This is a genomic window from Streptomyces sp. ID05-26A (assembly GCF_033794685.1).
Taxonomy (GTDB): Bacteria; Actinomycetota; Actinomycetes; order Mycobacteriales; family Pseudonocardiaceae; genus Lentzea.
In genome coordinates, this window is record NZ_JARAYZ010000001.1 from 2,227,181 (window position 1) to 2,249,980 (window position 22,800).

The 22,800-nt window shown below is 68.7% G+C and carries 24 protein-coding genes and 1 tRNA gene; 10 read left to right on the forward strand and 15 right to left on the reverse strand.

The window, feature by feature from the left end; translation table 11 throughout:
• Window position 1: 1 nt before the first annotated feature.
• The 5 genes from PV646_RS11035 to PV646_RS11055 all read right to left on the reverse strand — a co-directional run bounded on the left by PV646_RS11035 (window position 2) and on the right by PV646_RS11055 (window position 6,160).
• On the reverse strand, window positions 2-1,147 hold the full coding sequence (locus tag PV646_RS11035) for a hypothetical protein (protein ID WP_500341318.1): 1,146 nt from the start codon (window positions 1,145-1,147) through the stop codon (window positions 2-4).
• Between the two features lie 69 nt (window positions 1,148-1,216).
• A complete protein-coding gene (locus PV646_RS11040) occupies window positions 1,217-3,586 on the reverse strand; it encodes a glycosyltransferase family 4 protein (protein ID WP_500341319.1) in 2,370 nt (789 codons plus the stop codon).
• Window positions 3,583-4,671, reverse strand: a complete 1,089-nt coding sequence (locus tag PV646_RS11045; protein WP_500341320.1) for an acyltransferase family protein — start codon at window positions 4,669-4,671, stop codon at window positions 3,583-3,585. The genes PV646_RS11040 and PV646_RS11045 overlap by 4 nt, the downstream gene beginning before the upstream one ends.
• Window positions 4,668-5,555, reverse strand: a complete 888-nt coding sequence (locus PV646_RS11050; RefSeq protein ID WP_500341321.1) for a hypothetical protein — start codon at window positions 5,553-5,555, stop codon at window positions 4,668-4,670. The genes PV646_RS11045 and PV646_RS11050 overlap by 4 nt, the downstream gene beginning before the upstream one ends.
• Window positions 5,552-6,160, reverse strand: a complete 609-nt coding sequence (locus tag PV646_RS11055) for a hypothetical protein (protein WP_500341322.1) — start codon at window positions 6,158-6,160, stop codon at window positions 5,552-5,554. Before PV646_RS11055 ends, PV646_RS11050 begins: the two co-directional genes overlap by 4 nt.
• A gap of 125 nt (window positions 6,161-6,285) precedes the next feature.
• Here PV646_RS11055 and PV646_RS11060 point away from each other — a divergent pair, with 125 nt between their 5' ends.
• The 3 genes from PV646_RS11060 to PV646_RS11070 all read left to right on the forward strand — a co-directional run bounded on the left by PV646_RS11060 (window position 6,286) and on the right by PV646_RS11070 (window position 7,943).
• The gene (locus PV646_RS11060) at window positions 6,286-6,456 is read left to right on the forward strand and encodes a hypothetical protein (RefSeq protein WP_500341323.1); all 171 of its coding nucleotides are present in this window, start codon (window positions 6,286-6,288) and stop codon (window positions 6,454-6,456) included.
• Window positions 6,457-6,552: 96 nt separating this feature from the next.
• Window positions 6,553-7,488 carry a hypothetical protein gene (locus tag PV646_RS11065; RefSeq protein ID WP_500341324.1) on the forward strand — a complete coding sequence of 312 codons (936 nt, stop codon included), beginning with the start codon at window positions 6,553-6,555 and terminating at the stop codon, window positions 7,486-7,488.
• On the forward strand, window positions 7,485-7,943 hold the full coding sequence (locus tag PV646_RS11070; RefSeq protein ID WP_500341325.1) for a hypothetical protein: 459 nt from the start codon (window positions 7,485-7,487) through the stop codon (window positions 7,941-7,943). Before PV646_RS11065 ends, PV646_RS11070 begins: the two co-directional genes overlap by 4 nt.
• Here the strand turns inward: PV646_RS11070 and PV646_RS11075 are convergent.
• Genes PV646_RS11075 through PV646_RS11090 form a run of 4 tightly spaced genes read right to left on the reverse strand, consistent with a single transcriptional unit; the run spans window position 7,930 to window position 12,212 of the window.
• Entirely contained in the window at window positions 7,930-8,286 is a 357-nt protein-coding gene (locus PV646_RS11075; RefSeq protein ID WP_500341326.1) for a septal ring lytic transglycosylase RlpA family protein, read from the reverse strand. The genes PV646_RS11070 and PV646_RS11075 overlap by 14 nt on opposite strands.
• Before the next feature lie 45 nt (window positions 8,287-8,331).
• Entirely contained in the window at window positions 8,332-8,724 is a 393-nt protein-coding gene (locus tag PV646_RS11080; RefSeq protein ID WP_500341327.1) for a contact-dependent growth inhibition system immunity protein, read from the reverse strand.
• A 29-nt stretch (window positions 8,725-8,753) separates the two neighbouring features.
• Complete coding sequence (locus tag PV646_RS11085; protein WP_500341328.1) at window positions 8,754-9,383, reverse strand: hypothetical protein; 630 nt, start codon at window positions 9,381-9,383, stop codon at window positions 8,754-8,756.
• Window positions 9,384-9,422: 39 nt separating this feature from the next.
• Window positions 9,423-12,212, reverse strand: coding sequence for an AfsR/SARP family transcriptional regulator (locus PV646_RS11090; protein WP_500341329.1), 2,790 nt, complete (start codon window positions 12,210-12,212; stop codon window positions 9,423-9,425).
• 313 nt (window positions 12,213-12,525) lie between these two features.
• Here PV646_RS11090 and PV646_RS11095 point away from each other — a divergent pair, with 313 nt between their 5' ends.
• Window positions 12,526-13,317, forward strand: a complete 792-nt coding sequence (locus PV646_RS11095) for a cytochrome P450 (protein ID WP_500341330.1) — start codon at window positions 12,526-12,528, stop codon at window positions 13,315-13,317.
• Here PV646_RS11095 and PV646_RS11100 read toward each other — a convergent pair.
• A complete protein-coding gene (locus tag PV646_RS11100) occupies window positions 13,292-13,720 on the reverse strand; it encodes an OsmC family protein (protein WP_030480288.1) in 429 nt (142 codons plus the stop codon). The genes PV646_RS11095 and PV646_RS11100 overlap by 26 nt on opposite strands.
• A 108-nt stretch (window positions 13,721-13,828) precedes the next feature.
• On the opposite strand from PV646_RS11100, the gene PV646_RS11105 reads away from it, so the two are divergent.
• Window positions 13,829-14,734 carry a S66 peptidase family protein gene (locus PV646_RS11105; protein WP_500341331.1) on the forward strand — a complete coding sequence of 302 codons (906 nt, stop codon included), beginning with the start codon at window positions 13,829-13,831 and terminating at the stop codon, window positions 14,732-14,734.
• An 88-nt stretch (window positions 14,735-14,822) separates the two neighbouring features.
• Here PV646_RS11105 and PV646_RS11110 read toward each other — a convergent pair.
• Both PV646_RS11110 and PV646_RS11115 read right to left on the reverse strand, forming a co-directional pair.
• Window positions 14,823-14,898, reverse strand: a tRNA-Gly gene (locus tag PV646_RS11110).
• Between the two features lie 33 nt (window positions 14,899-14,931).
• Window positions 14,932-15,330: a DUF7674 family protein gene (locus PV646_RS11115; RefSeq protein WP_500341332.1), complete on the reverse strand. Its 399-nt coding sequence runs from the start codon at window positions 15,328-15,330 to the stop codon at window positions 14,932-14,934.
• Between the two features lie 159 nt (window positions 15,331-15,489).
• Between PV646_RS11115 and PV646_RS11120 the strand changes: the two genes are divergently transcribed.
• The 4 genes from PV646_RS11120 (at window position 15,490) to PV646_RS11135 (ending at window position 18,681) form a co-directional block, all read left to right on the forward strand.
• On the forward strand, window positions 15,490-16,785 hold the full coding sequence (locus PV646_RS11120) for a sigma-70 family RNA polymerase sigma factor (protein ID WP_500341333.1): 1,296 nt from the start codon (window positions 15,490-15,492) through the stop codon (window positions 16,783-16,785).
• 94 nt (window positions 16,786-16,879) lie between these two features.
• A complete protein-coding gene (locus PV646_RS11125; RefSeq protein WP_189156573.1) occupies window positions 16,880-17,317 on the forward strand; it encodes a DUF983 domain-containing protein in 438 nt (145 codons plus the stop codon).
• Window positions 17,318-17,332: 15 nt separating this feature from the next.
• Window positions 17,333-18,199, forward strand: a complete 867-nt coding sequence (locus PV646_RS11130; RefSeq protein ID WP_500341334.1) for an Fpg/Nei family DNA glycosylase — start codon at window positions 17,333-17,335, stop codon at window positions 18,197-18,199.
• A 35-nt stretch (window positions 18,200-18,234) separates the two neighbouring features.
• A complete protein-coding gene (locus tag PV646_RS11135) occupies window positions 18,235-18,681 on the forward strand; it encodes a hypothetical protein (protein WP_500341335.1) in 447 nt (148 codons plus the stop codon).
• Window positions 18,682-18,695: 14 nt separating this feature from the next.
• Here PV646_RS11135 and PV646_RS11140 read toward each other — a convergent pair whose 3' ends face one another.
• Genes PV646_RS11140 through PV646_RS11150 form a run of 3 tightly spaced genes read right to left on the reverse strand, consistent with a single transcriptional unit; the run spans window position 18,696 to window position 21,380 of the window.
• Window positions 18,696-19,274 (reverse strand): LutC/YkgG family protein, encoded by a 579-nt coding sequence (locus PV646_RS11140; protein ID WP_500341336.1) that lies wholly within the window; start codon window positions 19,272-19,274, stop codon window positions 18,696-18,698.
• Window positions 19,267-20,685: a LutB/LldF family L-lactate oxidation iron-sulfur protein gene (locus tag PV646_RS11145; RefSeq protein WP_500341337.1), complete on the reverse strand. Its 1,419-nt coding sequence runs from the start codon at window positions 20,683-20,685 to the stop codon at window positions 19,267-19,269. The genes PV646_RS11140 and PV646_RS11145 overlap by 8 nt, the downstream gene beginning before the upstream one ends.
• Window positions 20,667-21,380, reverse strand: a complete 714-nt coding sequence (locus PV646_RS11150; RefSeq protein ID WP_500341338.1) for a (Fe-S)-binding protein — start codon at window positions 21,378-21,380, stop codon at window positions 20,667-20,669. The genes PV646_RS11145 and PV646_RS11150 overlap by 19 nt, the downstream gene beginning before the upstream one ends.
• A gap of 114 nt (window positions 21,381-21,494) precedes the next feature.
• Here PV646_RS11150 and PV646_RS11155 point away from each other — a divergent pair, with 114 nt between their 5' ends.
• Window positions 21,495-22,748 (forward strand): sensor histidine kinase, encoded by a 1,254-nt coding sequence (locus tag PV646_RS11155; RefSeq protein ID WP_500341339.1) that lies wholly within the window; start codon window positions 21,495-21,497, stop codon window positions 22,746-22,748.
• The last annotated feature ends 52 nt before the right edge of the window (window positions 22,749-22,800 follow it).

Below are 22,800 nucleotides of genomic sequence, written 5' to 3' on the forward strand. Positions count from 1 at the left end.
GTCAGGCGGCCGGGAACTTCCTCGACACCGCGACGCTGTACTCCTGGAACTTCTGGATCAGGTCGGCGTCGGCGTCACCGATGGGCTCCTGGACCGTGGACGCACGCACGACCTGCTTGCCGGTCGAGTACACCACCACGTACGAGCCGCTCTGCTTCGGCTTGATCAGCTGGAGCACCTTGGCCTTCGGGGGCAACGCGCCACGAGCGCCGTCGACCATTCCGGACTTGCCCGCCGCCTCGGCGAGGTCGGCCGCGAGCTTGGTCGCCTTCTCCGGGGAGTCGGTCTCGAAAACCTCGGCGTGGTAGGTGAACGCGCCGTCCTTGCCACCCTTGAACGCGATCTTCTGCACGCCCTCGGTGGTCAGCACGTCGCCCTCCTCCTGGGTGAGGAAGCCGGCCGTGACCAGCTTTTCGGGCGTGGAGTCGCCGTTGTTCGGGTCGGCCGTGCCCGGCGCCGCCGGCAGCAGTTCGAGCGGGGTCTTCGGCTTGGTGGTCGTGGTGGTCGACGTCGGGGCGGCGGCCGTGTTCTCGGTGCCGCCGGAGCCGCCTCGCAGACCGAACCACCAGACCGCACCACCGATCAGCGCGATCACCAGGATCACACCGATGATCGCGAACACCTTCTTGCCCTTGCCCGACGAGGACTCGTCGAAGACCTCGGGGCCCGAGCGCGACCAGTTGTCGTTCGACTGGGTCAGCCACGGCGGCGCCTGGTCGCTGGCCTGCCACGGGGGCGGGGGCGGACCGGGCTGCTGAAAACCGTGCGCGGGGGAGGGCGGGCCGTAGTTCGGCTGGCCCATGCCGGCGCTCGGCACCGCCTGCGTGCGGTCGGCGTCCGGCGGCCGCGGCGTCACGACCTGGGTGGCGTCGGGGTTCGGGGCCGGATTCGGCGGTTCACCACCGCCGACCGGGGTGATGAACTGGGTCGCCTGGGATCCCGTCGCCGGTCCCGCCGGTGCCGCTGACGGCGGCTGGGCCTGCCAACGCTGCTGCCCGGCCGCTTGCTGGCCGCCCGTGTTGCTGGAGAACAGCACCTGGTCGCGGCGAACCCGGTAGTCGTCAGCCGAGATCCGGCCGCTCGCAAGCTCGTCGTCCAGCTTGCGCAGTTCGTCCTGCCAGTTCACGCTGACAGCCCCTTTCTCCATGTACGAACCCGGCCATTGTGCATGTCCCACCTGAGGGCTGACCCGTCAACCGCCAAGTCGTGACGCGGCCTAGCGGACCTTTGGTCCGGATGCCTTATAACGCTCAACCTGACTGACCACCCGCAGTATCGCCTTGCGCAGAACCGGCGTCACACCTTGCCCCGCCACCGGTTCCGTTGCGGAAGCGGTGGGGGCGACCGGGTGAGAGCGCTTCCGCCAGGCCTGCCAAGCGTCCCCGACCTGCTCCTCGATCCATTCCGCGGCCGTTTCGGTGCTGCGCGTGCGACGCAGATGGTCCCGCGCGGCCAGCCCGCGTTCGGCGGCTCGTGCCGGATCGTCCGCGACCTCGCGCATGGCCTGTGCGGCCGCGTCGAGATCCGGTTCGGCCCAGCGCGCGTCCGGCGGATAGGGCGCGGCGTCCGGTCCGACCTCAACGATCTCGTACGGCACCGGCCAGCAGTTCACCGGGTCCAGGAACTCGGCGGTGCCGGAGTAGTCGGTGCTGATCACCGGGATGCCCATGGACATCGCCTCGGCGACCGTGAAGCCGAAGCCTTCCGAGCGGTGCAGCGATACGTAGCAATCACTGTTCTCGTACAGCTCGTGCAGTTCCCGCTCGGACAGGTACTTCTCGATCAACGTGATCCGGTCGTCCTGCGCCACGGCGGCCCGCAACTGCTCGGCGGCCGGCACGTGCAGCTTGCCGTTGATCACCTTCAGCACCAGCTCGACGTCGTCGCGACCGGGGAACGCACGCCGGAACGCCTCGATGGCGCCGAGCGGGTTCTTGCGCTTGAAGACGCTGTTGAAGTCCATCGCGAAGAGGAACCTGGTGCGACCGCCCGACTTCCTCGTCACGGCAGCCCGGCTCCTGACCGGGATGGGGAAGACCTTCACCGGCTTGTCGGTGTGCGCGGCGATCGCCTCGCGGCAGAACTCGCTGATCGTCCAGATCTCGTCGAGGCTGTCGTAGACGTGCATCGACTCGGGGAACTCGTCGAGCTCCCACGACCACACGCCGATCTTGTGCCGACCCTCGCCGACCTCGGGGTGCGCCTGCAGCACGGCACGGGTGAGGTCGGCGTTCACGCAGAGAACGCTGACCGGGAACCGCGGCCTGCTGACGTCCTCCGGAGCGTCTATGCCGAGCTCGTTGACCACGAACTCGTCCTCGATCACCGACGCCGTGGGCACGCTCGCCGCGGCCAGCGCGTCGTGCAGCGAACGACCCAGCTCACCCACACCGAGCACCGCGGTGAGGTGGCCGAGCAGGTTGACGCCGAACTCGTCGTTCGCGGGGGTGATCGGCAGCGGCGGTGCCGGGATCGCCCAGGCCGCCAGGTCGCCCGCCGGCACGCCGAACGTCCGCAGCCAGTCCAGGTAGCCGGGGTTGGCCGCGTCGTTGTAGTAACCGCGCAGGTCGGCCCGGTCGAGCCAGATCGCGGCCGCCCACCGGTTGAGCGCGCCGAGCTCGGGTTCGGTGAGCCAGTCGCGGAAGGGCTGCCCGCTGAACGCGTGAGGAGCCTGCTCGTCGTCCTCGATCGCGGCCTGCCGGTAGATCGCGCGTACCAGCGGCGTGATCTTCGTGCCGTCGGCCAACTCGCTCAGCCACGTCGGCGCCACGTCCTCCGGCGCGATGTACCCGGCCTCGGTCAGCGCCTGTGCATACCGCTCGACCACGGGCTGGAGGTCGGGGCGAGCCGACAGCAACGTCTTCGGCTTCCCGGTGAGGTGCGAACTGAGCAGCCACGGCCGGGTCGCGTCGAACCCGAGCAGGTCGACCACCTGGGTCTTGGCGGTTACCTGCCGCTCGAAGGCGTTCCACACCCCGACCGTGCTCCGCGCGACGTGGTGCCCCCGCTGGCTCACGGCCTGGTCGAACCACGCCTGATCAGCCCACACACCATGACCGAGGTCGATGGCGTGGAACGTTCGCACCGCCTCGGCCCAGCTGTCCAGGAACTCCACCGCGTCCTGCGAGACCACCACGAACCCGGGGTCGAACACCCCGGTCCCGACCAGCCGCCCTTCGTCGGACGACCTCACGTCGTCGAACGGCCGCTGGAAGTGCGGCGAGACCACGAGGGCGTGCGTGCCGGTCAGCAGGTCGTCCATCGGCGCCAGCACGTAGCTCGACGACGTGAGGTGCATCACCACGTCGGCGTCGAGCAGCAGCTCCTTCAGCAACAGCGGCTTGAGCGCCTCCGCGAGCTGCTCCGGCGGGTAGGCCGTGGCGAGCCCGAGGTAGTCGTCCTCGGACACCCCGATCGCACCGGGCCCGAGCAGCGTGATCCCGTCCTCGGAGCGCGCGCCGGGCTCGGCGTCCAGCACCGCGATGACGAATCGGCTACCGGGGTGGTGCGCCAGGTAGGACTGGGCGAGCACCGTCGCCAGTGGCAGCCCGCTCTCCCTGGTGATCGTGCATGCGACCGCGTTCATGTGCTCCGGTTCCCCACGAGTTCCTGCCTGGCCGTGCGTGCCTGCGTCCGGCGGCGGTACCACCGCGCCACCGGATCCTCCACGAACCGATACAGCAGTTCCGACGCGACTGCCATGCACATCAATGCGACTGCGACCGCGAGCCACGGTCCCACAAGCGGATTCAGCACGTGGAACAGGGCGAAGCTGATCGGGATGTGCACGAGGTAGACGGCGTAGGTCCGCTTGGCGATCGTCGCGATCACCGGTGACCGGACCAGTCTGCCGTCCGCGCGCAGCGTCAGCAGCACCAGGAGCACGACGATCAGCAGCGTGCGCGGGTACGCCTGTCCGTTCGGCCAGGTGTCGCTGGTCAGGTCGGCCTGCACGAACAGCAGGAAGTGCAGCGTTCCGAACGCCACGCCCGCACCGGTGGGCAGCTTGCCCAGCCGCACCAGCGTGATCAGCTGGCCGATGAACAGCACCGGCAGGAACGTCGCGATCATCCGCACCGCGGTGGCCGGCTCGGGGTCGTCCGGCGGCGTGATGGACAGCAGCACCGACACCAGCGCCACCGACAGAGCGGGTGGCAACCACGGCTTCTTCCGCAGCAGCGGGATGGTCGCGGCGACGAAGAGGTAGAACACCATCTGCACGACGAGCGTCCAGACGACGGCCAGCACCTCGGCCGTCTTCGGCACGGCGTACTGGACCAGCAGGAGGTTCCAGAACAGATCGTCGACGTCGGGGATCCGATTGATGTTGACCCACCGCAGCGCGGCGAACGCCCAGCCGACCACCGTGACGATCCACAGGGCGGGCAGCAGCCTCGCCGCGCGCAGGCCCAGGAACTGACCGCCGGACTCGCGGAACGACACCTGCGTGACGACCAGGCCGCTGATCAGCATGAACGTGCTGACACCGACGAACCCCAGGTTCGGGTTCAGGTGGAACGGGTTGACCAGCAGCCCGTCGATGGCCTGCCGTGCGCTCCACGGCTCGTCGACCGAGCGCATCCAGCCCGCGTAGTGGTTGTAGATCACGACGACGGCCAGCAGCACGCGCAGCAGGTCCAGACCGTGCATGTACTTGGGCGTGCCGGTCATCGCGCACCCGCCAGCAGGGGATAGCCGACCACACCGACCAGCACCACGACCCAGGACGCGTGGTCGGCCAGCCACCGCACGGCGACCGGCGCGGCCAGCCGGTGCGCGGTCTCACCGCCGTAGGTGACGGCGACCGCGAGGAGCAGTGCGGCGACCAGCGAGGCCACCGGGTACCACCACTCGGCGAACGCCTGGTTCGTGCTGTTCAGCCCCAGCACGGGGATCGCGCAGACCGCGGCGGTGCCGGCCGCGATCCACGTCGGGATCACGCGGTGCCGGTGCATCGCGACGAGCTGACCGATCACCACAAGCGGGTAGAAGACCAGGACCAGAGCGGCCCGGCTGTTCGGGGCGAACGCGACCACCAGGGTCACCACGACGATCTGGGCGATCGGCACGACGACGCCGAAGCGCCGGACGGGCTCCGCGGTCACGACGCCGACCAGCTGCAGCAGCACGACCCAGCCGAGCGGCACGAGCAGCTGCTCGCCCGTGACGAGGTGGCTGACCAGCGAGAGGTTGCCGAGCACGGCGAGGAACGAGGTGTCCGACGAGTCGGGAGCGGTCCAGATCGACGCCCCGAACGTGATGGCGATGGCGCCGAGCAGGACCGCGACACCGGCCGGGAGGTAGGTCCGGACGAGCTGCGTCCGCAACGGCGTGCGGTCGAGCACCGTCGAGTAGCCGGTGGTCGCGAGGAGCACGAGCAGCGCGAGCGGTCCGAAGTCCTCGCCGAGGCCGAGCGGGCGGTTGAGCGCGATGCGGACGAAGGCGAGGTCGAAGTGCTGCCCGACCAGGTAGGCGTACACGACCAGGACAGCGGCGCCTGCCTGCAGCAGTGCGACGGCGGGTGTGGTCGAGGTTCTCGGGGCGGTCGTGGTCATGACGGCCGCTCGTCGGCCGGGGAGCGCTCGACCTGGCGGTCCAGCAGCTTCATGATCTGGTCGGTGACCGCGTCACCGTTGTCGCCGTGGCCCTCGACGCGCAGCACGTCCTGACCGTGCACGTAGTGCGCGTGGAAAGTGTTCTCGTTCCGACGCAGCGACACGTTCGGATACGTCGTCTCGACGGCGTGGTGGTTGCCCAGCTTGTAGAGGCCGTCAAGCCCGTCGTAGAGCTCCCACGGCGACTCCCCGTCCCGCACGGAGAACCGCCACAGCCCGAGCGTGACGCCCTTCTCGATCTTGATCGTGCCCTCGACGTCGGCGACGGACCCCTCTTCGACGATCTTCACCTCGGACGGCGTCAGCACGTCGCGGCCGGTGAACTCGTCCAGCGGCCCCTCTTCGTCGAACAATGTGCGGCCGGGCAGCTTGACCAGCACGTAGGTGTCCACGACGTACGGCAGCCGTGGCGTCGGATCGGCCGTCTGCATCGCCTCGGCGAACCGCGAGCCGTCTCCCCAGACGCCCCACGTCACCCCGCAGACGGTGGCCAGCACCGCCAGCACGGCCACCACGGGCGCGGTGCGGCGGGCGCGAGTGGACATGGCAGAACTCCCCCAGAAACGTTGTTCCAGGGATTCTCGCTGATCAACAGCGGCTCCGGTGTCCGTTCCGAACGTATTCATGCGCTAACTCACATCGCCCCCTCGTCCTCCACACAATGCAGGTCATGGCCCTGTCCGGTCGAGACGAAGACCGCAAGCCAACCGTTTCCGACGCACTGCCGGGCCGCCAGGATCCGATCACCGTGCCCGACTCTCACGCGGTGTTCCCGGACCGTCGCATTGCGCCACCGTTCCCGTCCTTGCGCCGCTCGGCCGCGGCGGCGCTCATTGACTGAGAACGCTCGCCACGAATACTCGTACGAACGCTGATGAGCGGAGGCCTTGCCGAGTGATTGGAGAACTGCGTGAGCCGGGAGTTCTTCGCCGACGTCGTGCAGACCGGCACCGTGCTCGGGCTCGACGCGAACCTCGGTCCGGACGTCGCCGCCGATGTCATGGGTGGGCTTGGCGGGGAGAACCGCAGCGGGCGCACCTACTGGCGGTCATACGGGCTGGTCGAGGTCGGGTGGTATCTGAGGCAACGCGGCCTCGGGTGGCAGGGGATTCACCTTGCCGTGCAAGCGCATCGGCTCGTGCACGGTCCTGAAATGGTGGACGACGCTGTGGCCGCGGCGTATGGGCGATTCGACGGGCTGATGATGTTCGACGAGCTGGAGGCCGAGCTCTCGAACCGTGGCGTGGAGTTGGTAAAGATCGGTGGGCCGGAGTTCGGCAACCAGCTCTACTGGCAGCCCGACGCCCAGGTGACGATCTACGTCGGGGTCGATCCCGAGTTCTGGCCCGGCAGCGTGCAGAAGGTCTTCACGGCGTTCGGGCAGGACCTGGGCATCTCGTTCGACGGTGACCATAAGGTCGTGTGGCAGCAGATGAAAACGGTTGCCGAGCTGCCGGAGGACCGGAGGATTCGTTGGGTCGCAAGGAACGCGCCGGAGGATTTCCGGTCATGGTGGCGGTACTGCGCGAGGTTGACGGCGGCGCGGACGTCATCGCACGACGCGATGCACGAGCGTGCGCGGTTTGTGGAGTTCGCGTTTTGGCTGTGGGACTTCGGGCTCGCTGAGAACGTGTACACGGCCGGAGAAGTCGCGTATCTGCGTGCGGAGTTCGTTGCACGGTTGGACGAGCTGTACCCGGAACTGATGCTGCCGAGCCACGACGCGTTGGTTGACGCGTGCCTTGACCACGTGCGGGAGCCGATGGCGCGGGAGGACAAGAACCTCGTTGATGCCGCGCGGTTGTTGAGGAACGGGCTCAGTGACACGAGCCGGTTCGACGCTGTGTGGGAACGGCGGATCAGCAGAAGATGAGGCCGCACGGCCTCGTGGTTGTGGTTGTGGTCGTGGTGGTCGGTCTTGGTCTTGTGGTCGTTGTCGTCGTCACGGCCGGAGGGGCCTGCGTTGTTGTTGTGACTGTCGTGGTCGTCGTTGTGGTGGTCGTCGACTTCACGCTCGAGGACGCTGCGGACGATGAGCTGACGGACACGGTCTGTGACGGAGTCTCGGACTCCGTGGGGATCAGCGAAGGCGTGTTCACGAGCGAGACGCGGGCCGGTTTGTCATTGCCCGGCTCGGTCGGATCGCTCGCCATGAGCGATCCGACATACGTCCCGAGCACGCACAACACCGCGACGACCACACCGAGGACCGCTCCGGTCGCCAACCGCGCAGACCCGCTCATCGCCGTGAACACCCGGATTGACTATCTCGTTCACTCGATTGGGTCAAGCAAACCCGTCTTTTTCTACTCGTTCACACCTTTGTGACGGTGACGCCCACTACGCCCTGTGACAGGGGTGCGATCGCTTTGAAGGCCTTGGGGGTCAGGTCGACGCAGCGGCCGGTGATGAACGGGCCGCGGTCGTTGATCCGCACGGTCACGGTCTTGCCGTTGGACCTGTTCTTCACCTTGACCTTCGTGCCGAACGGCAGGGTCTTGTGCGCGGCCGTCAGCTTGTTCGGGTCGAAGCGCTCGCCGCTGGCGGTGGTGCCGCCGCCCGAGTAGTAGGAGGCCTTGCAGGTCTCGGCGGAAGCCACGGGGGAGAAGAGCACAGCGGAGGCGGCGAGAGAGGCCAGCGTGAGGCCGGCCGCCGCGAGGGTCTTTGCCATGGCGCAAGCAACTCACCTGCCGCCAAAGGGACGCCTAACGCTGGCCTAACCGGGAAACTGCTCGGCCGCGGACACCAGCAACTGCCAGTCGCCGTCCGGCAGGGTGCGCAGGCGGTCCAGCAAAGCGGACATTCTCGACAGCAACGCTGGGTGATCGGTCCAGAACGAGTGATCTACTCTCAGTAGAGCGGCGAGCAGGTCGCCGGGGTACAGGGCGACCGAGCGCAGCGGGTCGTTCTCGACCTGTTCCAGCGCCAGCAGCGCGGTCACGTCCAGTCCCACCTGGTGCGTCACGAGCAGGTGCAGCGACGTCGGCGTGAGTTGGCCGACGGGCAGGTCGCGCAGCGCGCACAGGTCCCGGTAGAGCTGGGTCGACGACGAGTCGGGTCTGCCCCAGTCGTCCTCGCTGAGGTGTGCCAGCGTTCTGTCCCGGTCCACGCCACACATAGTCCCCGCAAAGGGAGTCGCTAGCGGGCCGACTGAGGCAACGGTTCGGCATTGGGCGACTGCCAGCCGACGCGGACGAGCACCTCGCCCTCGTGCAGCAGCGGTTGTGACGCAAGGCCCCACACGGTCGACGCCAGCAGCACGGCGCTCACGGCCTCGCCCATGCTCAGCCAGTCCTGTCCGAGCATCCGGAGGAGCACGCCGCTGCGTCGCGCCACGAGTTCCAGTTCGCAGTTCTCCGCGCGGGCCGCGTGCAGCAGCCACGTCAGCGCCGAGTCCGGCACCTCGTCGGGCAGGTAGGGGCGCGGGTCGGACCTGCGCAGCGAGATCGCCGCCGCGGAGGCCACCTCGCACGAGAACGGGTCGAGCTCCCAGCGCGGGTGCACCGACGCGACCTGGCCGTCCGGTTGCGGGGTCCGCAGCACGTGGCAGTCCCAGCCCATCGCCGACAGCGCGACTCGCACGTGGTGCAGCACGGCACCACACGCGAGCAACGCCGACTGGTCCGCACGTGCCGTCACGAGCTCGAGGCACTCGTTGCCGTTCCGCCATCGCCACGGCGGAACGATGTCGAACGACGGTGCCCTGCCGGCGAGTTTCAGCACTTCCTCGACGGTTCCCGCGTCGGGTGTGCGCACGCTGGTCCTCATCCCGCCAGCTTGTCCGCGTCCGGTTGCACGGAACCTGCGTCACGACTGCGCGGCCGCTACCACCGAGGTCACGGTCATGGCCGTACCGCGTGCGAAGTGCTCGTCGTAGGCCTCGACGCCCAACGCCTGCCGGCACAGCGCCACGCATTGGTCGTGCGACGCCGCGAAGTTCGCCGAGCCGAAGAGCGGCAGCCCGACCGACTGCCACACCCGGTCCGCACCGCCGAGCAGCATCGCGGCGTGCGACGCGGACCCGGTGACCACCGAGATCAACGCCAGCAGCTCCACCGACACCGCGATGCCCAGCAGGTCGTGGAACTTCTCCTTGATGCGCAACGACGTCGTGGCCAGCTCGCGGGCCTCGACGATGTCACCACGACCCATCGCCACGAAAGCCAGTACGTACAACGCGAACGCGCGCGCCCACAGCTCACCGTTCTCCTCGCACACAGCGCGCGCCTTGGTGCAGATCTCCGTCGCACGGTCGAGTTCGCCACCGAACGCCACGGTGATCGCCAGCGCCACGCGCGCCATCACGACGTTGCTGTCCATGTGCCCGAGCTCCGCGTGCCGTCGGTCTGCCTCGGCCAGCAGCGTCGCGCCCAGCGGCAGGTCGTCGTCGAACACCGCCGCCGCGCCCTGCACGTAGGTCGCGTAGACGTCGGCGTCCTCGTCCTCCAGCACGGCGGCCTCGGCGCGGCACGACTCCAGCAGTGCCGGCACCGCGGAGGTGTTGCCCTGCAACGTGGCCAGGTATCCGGTGACCCACAACGCCTTGCAGCGCGCCCGCGACGGCTCGGTCTCCAGGGACAGCGCCCAGTTCAGCCAGTGCCGTCCCTCGGCGAACCGCCCGCAGCCGACCCAGTAGAACCACAGCGTCGCCGCCAGCCGCAGGCCCGAGTCGGCCTCACCCGGCGTCGTCAGCGAGTGCTCCAGTGCCGCTCGCAGGTTGCCGCGTTCGGCCGTCATCGCCTCCACGGTCGCGATCTGCCGTGGCGTGAACCAGGCCCGTTCCCCTTGCAGGGCAATGCCTGCGTACCAGTCACGATGGCGCGTCTTCAGCCGTGGTTCTTCATCGCTCGCACGCAACCGTGTCTGGCCGAACTGGCGCATGGTCTCCAGCAACCGATAGCGCGCCACTCCCGCGTGTTCTTCGCGCTGCAGCACGGACTTGTCGACCAGCCCGTCGACCGCGTCGAACATGAAGTCCGCCGTCAGCGCGTCGTCGGAGCACACCGCCTCGGCCGCGGCCAGGTCGAAGCTGCCGGCGAAGACCGACGCCCGTGCCCACAGCAGCTGTTCGCGCGGCGAGCACAGGTCGAAGCTCCACTCCATCGTCGCGAGCAGGGTCTGGTGCTGCGGCAACGCGGTCCGCCCGCCGTCGGTCAGCACCCGGAACCTGTCGTCGAGCCGTTCCAGCAGTTGCGCCGGTGTCAGCGCGCGCACCCGCAACGCCGCCATCTCGATCGCCAGCGGGATGCCGTCCAGCCGTCGGCACAGGTCCGTGACGGCCTGCTCGTTCGCGGCCGTGATGACGAACGAGCCGGGAATCGCCGCATCAGCGCGTTGGGCGAACAACGTCGCTGCCGGGTACGGCACCGACAACGGCGCCACGGACATCACCTGCTCGCCATAGACCCGTAGCGCGCGTCGGGACGTGGCGATGACACGGAGGTTCGGCGCCACTCGCAGCAGCGTGTCCACCAACACCGCGCAGTGGTCCACGACGTGCTCGCAGTTGTCCAGCACCAGCAACGCGTCCTTCTGGGCCAGGAACTCCGTGAGCACGCTGAGCTGCCCGCGTCCGGTCTGGTCGACCACGCCCAGCGCCTCCGCGACGGTGTGCGGCACGAGGGCCCTGTCGCGCAACGCCGCCAGCTCCACCAGCCACACGCCGTCCGGCGGCTGCTCGCTCCGCGCGACGTGCATCGCGAGCCGCGTCTTGCCCACGCCGCCGACGCCGATCAGCGTGACCAGCCGATGCCGTCTGATCAGGTCCGCGACGTGCTCGGTCTCCGGGCGGTCCACGAAGCTCGACCGGTCGGCCGGCAGGTTGCCGCGCACCGGGACCGGGACGCGTTCCGGCAGGTCGAGGCGGGGATCAGCGGTCAGCACCGCCTGTTCGAGGTCACGTAGCCGGACACCGGGCTCGATGCCGAGTTCGTCGACCAGGACGCCGCGCGCCCGGTGGAACGCGGCCAGCGACTCGGCCTGCCGCCCGCACCGGTAGAGCGCGATCATCAGCTGCTCCCACAGCCGCTCGCGGAACGGGTGCTGCTCCACCAGCGCGTTGACCAGCGGCGCCACCGCAGCGTGCTCACCGAGCGCGAGTGAGCACTCCATCAGCTCCTCGGTCGCGTCCATCCGCAGGTCGGTGAGCCGCGCGGACTCCTGCCGGGTCCATTCGCCCGGCCGGCAGTCCGCGAGCGGGTCGCCCGTCCACAACGCGAGGGCCTCGCGCAGCATCTTCGCGGACGCCAGCGGCTCGTCGCTGTGCCGTGCTGCTGCGACTAGCGCCTCGAACCGTGCAGCGTCCACGGTGTCCGCGGGCGCGTTGAGCACGTAGCCCGGCTCGCGAGTCGTGATCAGCTCGCCCAGCCCGGCGTCGCGGATCTGCCCCCGCAGGCGCGCGAGCAGGCTGTGCAACGTCTTCGTGGCGCTCGCCGGTGCCTCGTCCGACCAGAGCGCGTCCACGAGCGCGCTCCTCGGCACCGTCTCTCCCGGATTCAACGCCAGCCGTGCGACGAGAGTCCTCTGTCCTGCGCTGCTGAGCTGAACTGCCCCGTTCGGACCGGTGAGTTCGAGCGGTCCGAGCAGCCGGATGATCACGTTGATTCGTCCTGTCGTCAGCCCCCGACAAAGGCCGGAACCGCGCAAAGATATCGCAATGGAATTCGACCCGAGAATCAACGCCCGGCGGGTGACCGCATACACCGACCTGCGTGCCGTGCTGGCTGATCCGGTGACGTTCTCCTCCCGGAACATGACAGGTCCGCAGGTCGCGGCCGTGGCGGCGTTGATGCCGCCGGAGCAGCGGCGATTGCTCGAATTGATGTCCTCGCTCAACGCGGCGGACGGAGCAAGACATGCCCGAATTCGTGGGGCGGCGAATCAGAAATTCACTCAGACGGCCGTGCGCCAAATGGCTGACTCAATTGGGGAACGCGCGAGGACCCTGCTCGACGAACTTCCGGAAGAGGCCGACTTCGTCAGCGAGTTCGCCGCCCCGTTCGCACTCGGGGTCGTCGGGGACGTGCTCGGCGTGCCCGAAGCGGACTTCCCGTTGTTCCGCGAGTTCGTCGCGCCGGTGCTGGAACTGACCAGCGGCGAGGAGGTCAGCGAGCGCGCGCTCGGCTCGTACTTCGCCGGGATGAACGAGTTCTGCGCCTACTTCGGGCGCTCGGACGCGTTCCGCGGCGGGCAGCTCTCCGAACAGGAACGCCTCTCGCTGTGTCTGGCGGTCGTCGTGGCGGGTACCGACTCGACCACCAACATGCTGGCGAGCACGGTGCTGCGACTCGACGCGAAGGAACGTCGGCTGGGAGGCGTGGTCGAGGAGGTGGTGCGGCTCGACGCGCCGTTCGTCGGGTTCTTCCGGACGGCGACGTGTCCGGTGACCACGGGCGGGGTGGAGATCGAGGAGGGTGAGCACCTGTTCCTCGACTACGCGGCGGGCAACCGCGACCCGAAGGTGTTCACCGAGGACTTCGACCCCGGCAGGCCCTCCGTGCCGGGCCATCTCGGCTTCGGCCACGGCCCGCACTACTGCCTGGGCGCCCACCTGGCGCGGCTGGAGGGCCGGATCGTCGCCGAAGAGCTGCTCGACCGCTCGTCCGAGGTGGTCGAGCAGCCCGGCGACGTGCGCTACCGCAGGCACCTGATCAGTCACGGGCCCGCGGAGCTGCGGTTCAGACCAGGGCAGCGTCGAGGGTGATGTTCTCGACGGCCGCGAGCGCCTTGGAGACCGGGCAGTTCGCTTTGGCGCCCTCGGCCGCCGTGACGAAGTCCTCCTGGGACAGGCCGGGCACGTTGGCGCGGACGGTCAGGTGGATGCCGGTGATGCCGACGCCAGCCTGGAAGCTCACCTCGGCCTTGGTGTCGATCGAGGTGGGCGGCGTGCCCGCACCGGTCAGGCCGTGCGAGAGCGCCATCGAGTAGCAGGCGGAGTGCGCAGCGGCGATGAGCTCCTCGGGGCTGGTCTTGCCGCCCGCCTCCTCGGCGCGCGCCTTCCAGTCGATGTCGAAGCTGCCGCTGTTGGAGGTGGCGAGGCTGACGTTCCCCTTGCCCTCGACGAGGGAGCCTTCCCAGTGAGCGTTTGCCGTCTGCTTGATGGCCATGATCACGATGTCCTTAGGTCGGAGCAAGCTGTCTGAGACCACCTTTTCACGGGTGGGCCGGGAGATCACCCCGAGAACCGCTCGACTCCGGCTGGGAGAGTCGGTCGTGTGAACGTCGTGCTGCCACCACGTGTCGTCGCCGGAGACCGGGTCCGCCTCGTCTCGCCCGCCAGCTACCCGGACGAGGAGGGGCTCGCCGAGTCAGTGGAGGTGCTGGAGAGCTGGGGTTTGGTCGTCGAGATCGGCAAGCACGCCATGGACCGCCACGGCTACATGGCGGGCTACGACCAAGACAGGCTGGCCGATCTCAACGACGCCTATCGCGATCCCGGCGTGCGGGCGATCTTCGCCACGCGCGGCGGTGCGGGCTCCTATCGCATCGCGCACGACGTCGACTTCGCCGCCGTGCGGGCCGACCCCAAGCCGTTCGTCGGGTTCAGCGACATCACGAACCTGCACCTCGCGCTGTGGCGGCACTGCCGCGTCACCGGGATCCACGGGTTCCTCGCCGGAGCGCGGTCAGCGGCCTCGACGCGGTCGTTGCTGATGGAGACCGGACCCGCGGTGCTGCACCGGGACCCAGCGGTGATCACCGCGGCCGTCCGGGTGGGAGGCCTGGCCACCGGTAACGTCGTCGGCGGTCACCTCGGCACCCTCGGCTGGTCCGTGGGCACCGGACTGCTCGATCTGGACGGCGCGATCCTGTTCCTGGAGGCCCCACGCGCCGTCGGACTCGGTCACGTCGACCGGCAGCTGACGCAACTCATCCGCTCGGGCTCGCTGAACGGACTGCACGGGGTCGCGCTCGGCCGGTTTCCGGGGTTCGAGGACTACACCGACCGCGACTGGACCGTCCTCGACGTGCTGCGCGACCGGCTGGAGACCCTGGACGTGCCGGTGCTCGGCGGCCTCGACGTCGGCCACGGCGACGCACCGCTGTCGCTGGCCCTGGGACCGATCGCCGAGTTGGACGCCGACGCGGGGACGCTCACCATCGGCCCCGCCGTGAAGTGATCGCCGGGGGGCCTGGGGGGTCGTCCCCCCAAAATGATGGCGAAACGCAAACGGCTCATGCTCTCCATGAGCATGAGCCGCCTGTGCGTGGAGCGGATGACGAGACTCGAACTCGCGACCCTCACCTTGGCAAGGTGATGCGCTACCAACTGCGCTACATCCGCACTGCCTTACGGGAGAGAACTATACAACAGCCCTTAAACGGCATCTTGCGAGGGGGGTGCCAAACCGGCCAGCAGTTGATCTACCTCGTCCAACTGCTCCTTCGGCCAGCGCCACTCCCACAGCGCCCGCACCTTGGGCAGCACGTCGACCGGCAGCCACGCGGCCACCTCCTCGCGGAGGTCCCAGTCGTCGAACACGTGCTCGTAGAAGCTGATCAGCGCCGCGTTCTCCAGGAACTGCTCCGGCTGGTGGAAGCACCAGTGCGCGAAGCCGTACACGCGCCGCAGCACGTCGTCGTCCTGCTCCCGGTGCGCTTCCTGGGCCAGCTGGTACAGCTCGGAGAAGAAGACGTGGCAGGACCACTCCTCGGTCTCGGCGACAGCCCGAAGTTCCGGCACGAGGGCCGAAGCGCGTTCTCGCCAGTCCACCACGTGCGTGACGATAGTCGCTCGATCTTGTTCGGCCGACCGTCCGACGCCCACCTGTGACCGTCCTGTCACCGATCACGTTGCGCTGAACAGCCCACTACTAACGGATGGTCTTGTGTATCGACCTGTTCTCATCAAGGAGCAGGTCTGGCCCCTTGTGGCATGTTGAAGCCTGTGATGGTCGACGAGAACGAGGTCGACCGGGACCTGCTCGCCAGAGTGCGCGAGGGAGACAACTCGGCCTACGGCGAACTGTTCTCCCGGCATGCGGACGCGATCCGCCGTTTTTCTCTCAGGCACGTCCGGGAGGCGGCCGAGGCCGACGACCTCACCGCTGAATCGTTCTTCCGCATGCTGCAGGCGATCCGCCGGGGCAGCGGGCCCACGGACCACGTCCGCACCTACCTGCTCACCGTCGCCCGCCGGGTGGCGTGGGAGTGGAGCGGGCGGCGGCGGGACGTGCCGGTGGAGGACGAGGAACTGGGGCGTCGCGTCGAGCCGGTGAGCGACAACGCGAACAGCAGAGCCGAGCACAACCTCATCACCAGGGCTTTCTCCAGCCTGCCGGAACGCTGGCGGGTCGTGCTGTGGCGCGTCGAGGTGGAGGGCGAACGCCCCGCCACGGTGGCGCCGCACTTCGGACTCTCGCCCAACGCCATGTCGGCGTTGGCCCGCCGTGCGCGCGAAGGGCTGCGTGCGGCGTACCTGCAGGCCCACCTCGCGGCCGACGACGGACGTTCGTCGTGCGCGGCGATCCGGTCCAAGCTCGGCACCTACACCGCGGGCGGGGTCCAGGGCGTCGAGGAACGCCGGATCCGCGCCCACCTCGACACCTGTTCGGCCTGCACGCAGCTCTACACCGAGCTGAACGAGGTCTGCGCGACGCTGCGAGCCAGCGCGGCGTACCTGGTCGTGCCCGCGCTGGGCCTCGCGTTCGCCGGGAAGGTGCTGTTCACCAAGGCGAAGATGGCGGTCGTGGCGGCGAGCGTGGCGACGGTCGGGCTCTTCGGGACGATGGCCGCCGTGTTCAACGGCGCGCCGGGTGTGGCCGTGCTGCAGCCCGACCAGAACCCCGTGGTCGCCATGAACACGTCTGGTTCGACGAGCTCCGAGCACAGCCAGGGGCTCGTGGTGGCGCAGCCGCCCCCTCCCGAGCAGCAGCGGGTCAAGCCGCAGGAGAACGTGGCCAACCCCGTCGGCAAGCGCCAGGAGACCGTGCGCAGGACCTCCTCGTCCGTGCCGGCGCCGACCAGCGAGCAGCACGAGGACCCGCCGGTCGAGCGGGCCGAGACGGTCGTGGAGTCGTCGGAGCAGGCCGACGTCGTCAGCACGACGCAGACCACGATGCGCGACCTGAAGTCGCTCGACACGCCGCCGTCGTCGTCCACCCCGTGCTCGACGCCGCAGACCACGGTCACGACGATCACGCTCTACCCGAAACCGGCCGTCGAAGACTGACGGTGACGATCAAGCTCGGCCGAGTTCACCCACAAGGCTCTGCCCGCTCCAGGTACGGTTTGTCCAAGACCGACCGAACGTGGGAGACGGGTACATGACGCGGCTGGTGCGCGGTGCTGACGGCCGGATGTGGACTGTCCACAGCCGCATCGAGTGGCGCAATCCCGCGGAGTCCGACGACTTCGAACACGACGTCAGCGGCGGCGTCCTGCCCGGCATCATGATGGCCGGCATGCTCGTCGTGATGGTGGTCGTGCTGATCGCCTGGACGCCGGCGCAGGTCGTCGTGCCCGCGTGGCTGATCCTCGCGCTGATCTTCCTCTTCGCCTTCTTCCCCGTGCGCTGGGCGCTGCGCCGTCCGCACACGCTGGTCGCGGAGAGCAAGGCCACGGCCGACGAGCTGCCGCCCGAGCGCTGGATCGGGTCCGTTCGCGGCCCGATGGCCGTGCGCCAGGAGGCCTCCCGGGTCGCCCGGACGATCGAGATGCACTCGCTGCCGGACGTCGAAGGCCCGTTGCAACCCGTCGACTGATGCGACACTGGACCTGTGCCCGAACTACCCGAGGTAGAAGCACTGGTCCACCACCTGCGTGAGAACGCGGTGGGCCGTGCGGTGCACCGCGTCGACGTCGCCTCGCTGCAGGTGCTCAAGACGTTCGACCCGCCGTGGACGGCGCTCCACGGCCAGGAGGTCGTCGCCGCGCACCGGCACGGCAAACACCTCGACCTGGAGGTCGCCGACGGCCTGCACCTGGTCGTCCACCTCGCCCGAGCAGGCTGGCTGCGCTGGGCGGACACCATGTCCGCACCACCGCCCAAGCAGGGCCGAGGGCCGCTCGCGTTGCGCGTCCACCTCGGGCCTCCCGGTCAGGGGCCTGGCTTCGACCTGACGGAAGCGGGCACGAAGAAGGGCCTCGCGGCGTGGATCGTGCGCGACCCGAAGACCATCCCGAGCGTCGCCAGGCTGGGTCCGGACGCGGTGGGGATCACCCGCACGCAGCTGGAAGACCTGTTCGCCAAGCGGACCGAGCGGCTGAAGACGTCGCTCACGGACCAGAGCCTGATCGCGGGCATCGGCAACGCGTACTCCGACGAGATCATGCACATGGCGCGGCTCTCGCCGTACGCGACGACGGGCAAGTTGAACGACGAGCAGCTCGACCACCTGCACGAGGCGATGCTCACCACTCTCACCGATGCCGTCGCACGGTCCGTGGGTCAGGACGCCGCACGTCTGAAGGGCGAGAAGCGGTCGGGCCTGCGGGTGCACGCGCGCACGGGGCTGCCGTGCCCGGTCTGTGGTGACACGGTTCGTGAGGTCTCGTTCGCGGACAAGGCGTTCCAGTACTGCCCGACGTGCCAGACCGGTGGCAAGCCGCTGGCCGACCGCCGGTTGTCCCGGCTGCTCAAATAACCGCCGCTTAACCGGACCGGCTCATCCTCAGGCGCATGACACGTCTGAGGAAAGCCGTCGCCGTCGTGGCGGCCGCCGCGGCAGCACTCGTCCTCGCACCGATGAACGCGCACGCCGCCGAGTACGGGTGCACCGGCTCGTTGATCGACACCTACAAGGTGATGTCGCGTGTGCCGAACCACCTGAGCACGATCCGGCTCTACTACAACTCCAGCACGGGCTACAACTGCGCGGCCAACGTGAAGACGGCCTACTACTCGCAGTTCAAGCACGAGGCCAGCATCTCCATGTACAACCAGGACTTCCGCGAGGACGACAACAACCGTCCCGGCTACAACAACGACTTCGACTCCGGCAAGTTCCAGTACTACGCAGGCCCGGTCAAGGTGTACGCCAAGGGCAAGTGCGTGACGATCCGCGCGATGACCTACTACTACGACGAGTTGGGCATCAGGGACGCCGCCAAGGTCCACTGCGGCTAGTGCCGCGACCGGCACTAGGTGACGATCAGGACCTCCAGGGTGCGGGGGCCGTGCACGCCCTCGACCCGGTTGAGTTCGATGTCGCTGGTCGCCGAAGGCCCGCTGATGAACGTCAGCGGTCGCGTCGGTTCCAGTCGTTGCAGGGCTTCTGGAACCGACGCCGCGATCTGATCCACTCGCACCACGCACAGGTGGTAGTCGGGCAGCAGGGTGAGCGCGCGGCGCCCCTGGCCCTCGCTGCCGTCCAGCACGATGGTGCCGGTGTCCGCGATCGCGACCGCGCACGCGGTCAGCACGCCGTCGGCCTGATCGAGTTCCTCAATGGTCAGCGGTTCGTGCAGCCACGTGACGCCGTCGATCAACCACTCCGCCGGAACGTCCACGGGCGCGACGATTCGCTTGCCCTTCAAGGCTTCCAGCGAATCGGGGACGTTCGTGACGACGTGCACGATCGCGCGGTAGTCGGCGACCCGTTCGGCGAACAGGTCGATGCCGCCGGGGCCCGTCTGGTGGTAGCCGCGGACGACGGGCACGGCCGCCGGCACCTTCGCGTTGCGGATGCGCTGAAGGATCTCTTCTCGTGCACTAGCCACGGTTCTTCCTCCACCAGGCGCGGAACGACTCGGACGGCGGTGCGGGCACGTCGCGGGAGGCTGTCCACTTCGACGCCGGCCACGGCAGCGACGTGATCTTGCCGTCGCGCGCCAGGAACCGGGCCAGGGAACCGGCCTTCTGCGCCTTCTCGTAGCGCGAGGCCTCCCTGAACATCCACGCGGCGGCGGCCATCGCGACGGACTCCGCGGTGCGTCCCTTGGCCTCCACGACTTCGGCGCGCAGGTGCGTGAGGACGGACGGGATGTCGATCCGCACCGGGCAGACCTCGAAGCACGCGCCGCAAAGCGAAGAGGCGTAAGGAAGTGAGGCCGCCTGCGGGTCGTGCATGTCGCCGACCAGTTGCGGCGTCAGGATCGCGCCGATCGGGCCGGGGTAGACCGAGCCGTACGACTTGCCGCCGGTGCGTTCGTAGACCGGGCAGACGTTCAGGCACGCCGAGCACCGGATGCACCGGAGTGCCTGGCGCCCTACGGAGTCCTCCAGCGTCGAGGTGCGGCCGTTGTCGATCAGCACGAGGTGGAACTTCTGCGGGCCGTCGCCGGGCGTCACGCCGGTCCAGACGCTCGTGTACGGGTTCATCCGCTCGGCCGTGGAGGAGCGGGGGAGCAGCTGCAGGAACACCTCCAGGTCTCGCCACGACGGCACGAGCTTCTCGATGCCCATCACGGTGATCAGGGTGTCCGGCAGCGTCAGGCACATCCGGCCGTTGCCCTCGGACTCCAGCACCACGATCGACCCGGTGTCGGCGACGGCGAAGTTCGCCCCCGAGACGGCGACCTTGGTGGTCAGGAACTTCTCGCGCAGGTACACGCGGGCGGCCTCGGCGAGGTCGGCCGGTTCGTCGGAGACCTCGACGCCCATGCGGCGCTGGAAGATCTCGCGGATCTCCGAGCGGTTGCGGTGGATCGCGGGCACCAGGATGTGCGACGGCCGGTCGTCGCCGAGCTGCACGATCAGCTCGGCCAGGTCGGTCTCGATCGCGTGCACCCCGCCGGCCTCGAGCGCCTCGTTGAGCCCGATCTCGGCCGTGGCCATGGACTTGACCTTGACGACCTCGTCCGTGCCCTCCTCGCGGCAGAGGCCGAGCACGATCCGGTTCGCCTCCTCGGCGTCCCGCGCCCAGTGGACGACGCCGCCGCGGGCCGTGACCGACTCCTCGAGCTGCACGAGCAGGGTGTCGAGGCGCGCCAGCACGTCGTCCTTGATCTGCTCGCCGGCGACCCTGAGCATCTCCCAGTCGGTCATCTCGGCGACCGCGGCCTCCCGGCGTCCCCGGATGGTCCCGGTGGCCTTGCGCAGGTTCTGCCGCAGCTGGGTGTCCTGCAGGGCCTCCTTGGCGGCCTTCGGGAACGTCGGGCTGCCCAGCCACGTCACCGGGTTGCGAGCCACGGGTCCTCCTCCGTCGAAGCCAGGATCTCCGCCAGGTGCACCGGTCGCACGCCCGCGCGCAGCCGTGAGAGCCCACCTCCGATGTGCATGAGGCAGGAGTTGTCACCGGCGGACAGCACCTCGGCGCCGGTGTCCAGCACGCACCGCATCTTGTCCGCGAGCATCGCCGTGGACGTCTCGGCGTTCTTGATCGCGAACGTGCCGCCGAAGCCGCAGCACTGCGTCGAGTCGGGCAGTTCCACCAGATCGAGTGCCTTCACGGCCCTGAGCAGCGCCAACGGCTTGTCGCCGACCCCCAGCATGCGCAACGAGTGGCACGTGGGGTGGTAGGTGACCCGGTGGGGGAACCAGGCGCCGACGTCCGTCACTCCGAGCACGTCGACGAGGAATTCCGCGAGCTCGAACGTGCGCGGCGGAGACTCACCCAGGGTGGGATGGACCTCGCGGACCATGCCGGCGCATGACCCGGATGGCGCAACCACGTAGTCGTAGCTCCCGAAGACGTCGGTGTACTTGCGCGCCAACGGCTTCGAATGCTCCCGGTAGCCGGTGTTGAAGTGCATCTGGCCGCAGCACGTCTGGTCGAGCGGGAACTCGACCGTGCAGTCGAGCCGCTCCAGCAGTCGCACCACGGCACGAGCCGTCTCGGGGAAGAACGTGTCGGTCAGGCAGGTCGCGAACAGTGCCACTTTCACCCGCACACCCTCTCCCTGAATTCATCGGATGTCTAGCCTGACCGGTGGACCGTACGGGGGTACGCCGGGCGCGCCTCTTGCTATAGGGGCACCCCACAGCACAGCATGTGCACCGTGGGCGACCTGTTGACCGAGCGCGCTGTGCTCGGCGTCATCGCGACCCTGGCCGTTCTGGGCCTCTTCGTGATGCTGTGCCGCGCTCGACGAGTCAGCACCTCCGTCGAGGATGCTGTGATGGACATGCTCGACCGGATGTCCAGGGCGTCGAGCGACCTCCGCGCGGGTCTGACCGAGGAGGCCGCGAACAAGGCCACCCCCCACCTGCGCGAGATGCTGCGGTGCGTCGCGGTCGCCATCACCGACGAAGAGGGCACCGTCCTCTCGTGGGACGGCGGTGCGAACGACCACTACGAGTACCTCCGCGACACGGTCGCCCGTGCCATCAACAACTGCCACAAGGAACACGTCGACCACCGCAAGCTCGGCTGCGAACTGCAGGGCCCGTGCTCACTGCACAGCGTCGTCGTGGTCCCCCTGGTTGTCGAGGGAGACGTCGCCGGCACGTTGATCGTGGTCAGCGGCGTGGCGTCGAAGCGCCAGATCCGCATGGCCGAGGAGACCGCCCGCTTCGTCTCGACCCAGCTGGAACTGGAAGTCGTCCAGAAGCAGCGCCAGGCCCTCGCCCAGGCCGAGGTGAAGGCGCTGCGGGCGCAGATCTCGCCGCACTTCGTCTACAACGCGCTGAACACGATCTCCTCGCTGATCCGCACGGACCCGTCACACGCCCGTGAGCTGCTGCAGGAGTTCGCGGAGTTCACGCGCTACTCGTTCCGCACCGACGGCTTGTTCACGACCCTCGCCGATGAACTGACCAACATCCATCGTTACCTGACCATCGAACAGGCGCGGTACGGCTCGCGCCTGAACGTCCGGCTGCGCATCGCCCCCGAGGTCCTGCAGGTCGTCCTGCCGTTCCTCGTCCTGCAGCCCCTGGTCGAGAACGCGGTGCGGCACGGCCTCGCCAAGAAGCCCGGCGGCGGCATGCTCACCATCACCGCCGAGGACAACGGCAACGAGGCGCTGATCAGCGTCGAGGACGACGGCGTGGGCATGGACCCCGAGCGGCTCGACGACATCAAGGACGCCCACCAGACAGGCGCGCACGTCGGCATCGGCAACATCAACGACCGCATGAGGACCGTCTTCGGCGTCGAGTACGCGCTGGTGGTCGAGACGGCGCCCAACGCAGGCACCAAGGTGATCCTCAACGTGCCGAAGTTCGCCCGCAACGTGCTGCCGAACCTGAACATCGGGTCGCAGATGACCGACGAGCCGATGACGAACGAGCAGCCGGCGATCCGCGCCTGAACTTTCTGAAAGTTGCAGCATCAATCATGCTCAACCCCGGCGCGGTTGCTGC

Coding starts and splice junctions, on each gene's coding strand:
- PV646_RS11095 (WP_500341330.1), top strand. CDS start 12,526: ATGGCTGACTCAATTGGGGAACGCGCGAGGACCCTGCTCGACGAACTT.
- PV646_RS11075 (WP_500341326.1), bottom strand. CDS start 8,286: ATGGCAAAGACCCTCGCGGCGGCCGGCCTCACGCTGGCCTCTCTCGCC.
- PV646_RS11100 (WP_030480288.1), bottom strand. CDS start 13,720: ATGGCCATCAAGCAGACGGCAAACGCTCACTGGGAAGGCTCCCTCGTC.
- PV646_RS11060 (WP_500341323.1), top strand. CDS start 6,286: ATGGCCCTGTCCGGTCGAGACGAAGACCGCAAGCCAACCGTTTCCGAC.
- PV646_RS11045 (WP_500341320.1), bottom strand. CDS start 4,671: ATGACCGGCACGCCCAAGTACATGCACGGTCTGGACCTGCTGCGCGTG.
- PV646_RS11055 (WP_500341322.1), bottom strand. CDS start 6,160: ATGTCCACTCGCGCCCGCCGCACCGCGCCCGTGGTGGCCGTGCTGGCG.
- PV646_RS11085 (WP_500341328.1), bottom strand. CDS start 9,383: ATGAGGACCAGCGTGCGCACACCCGACGCGGGAACCGTCGAGGAAGTG.
- PV646_RS11125 (WP_189156573.1), top strand. CDS start 16,880: ATGACGCGGCTGGTGCGCGGTGCTGACGGCCGGATGTGGACTGTCCAC.
- PV646_RS11035 (WP_500341318.1), bottom strand. CDS start 1,147: ATGGAGAAAGGGGCTGTCAGCGTGAACTGGCAGGACGAACTGCGCAAG.
- PV646_RS11040 (WP_500341319.1), bottom strand. CDS start 3,586: ATGAACGCGGTCGCATGCACGATCACCAGGGAGAGCGGGCTGCCACTG.
- PV646_RS11120 (WP_500341333.1), top strand. CDS start 15,490: ATGTTGAAGCCTGTGATGGTCGACGAGAACGAGGTCGACCGGGACCTG.
- PV646_RS11135 (WP_500341335.1), top strand. CDS start 18,235: ATGACACGTCTGAGGAAAGCCGTCGCCGTCGTGGCGGCCGCCGCGGCA.
- PV646_RS11070 (WP_500341325.1), top strand. CDS start 7,485: ATGAGGCCGCACGGCCTCGTGGTTGTGGTTGTGGTCGTGGTGGTCGGT.
- PV646_RS11050 (WP_500341321.1), bottom strand. CDS start 5,555: ATGACCACGACCGCCCCGAGAACCTCGACCACACCCGCCGTCGCACTG.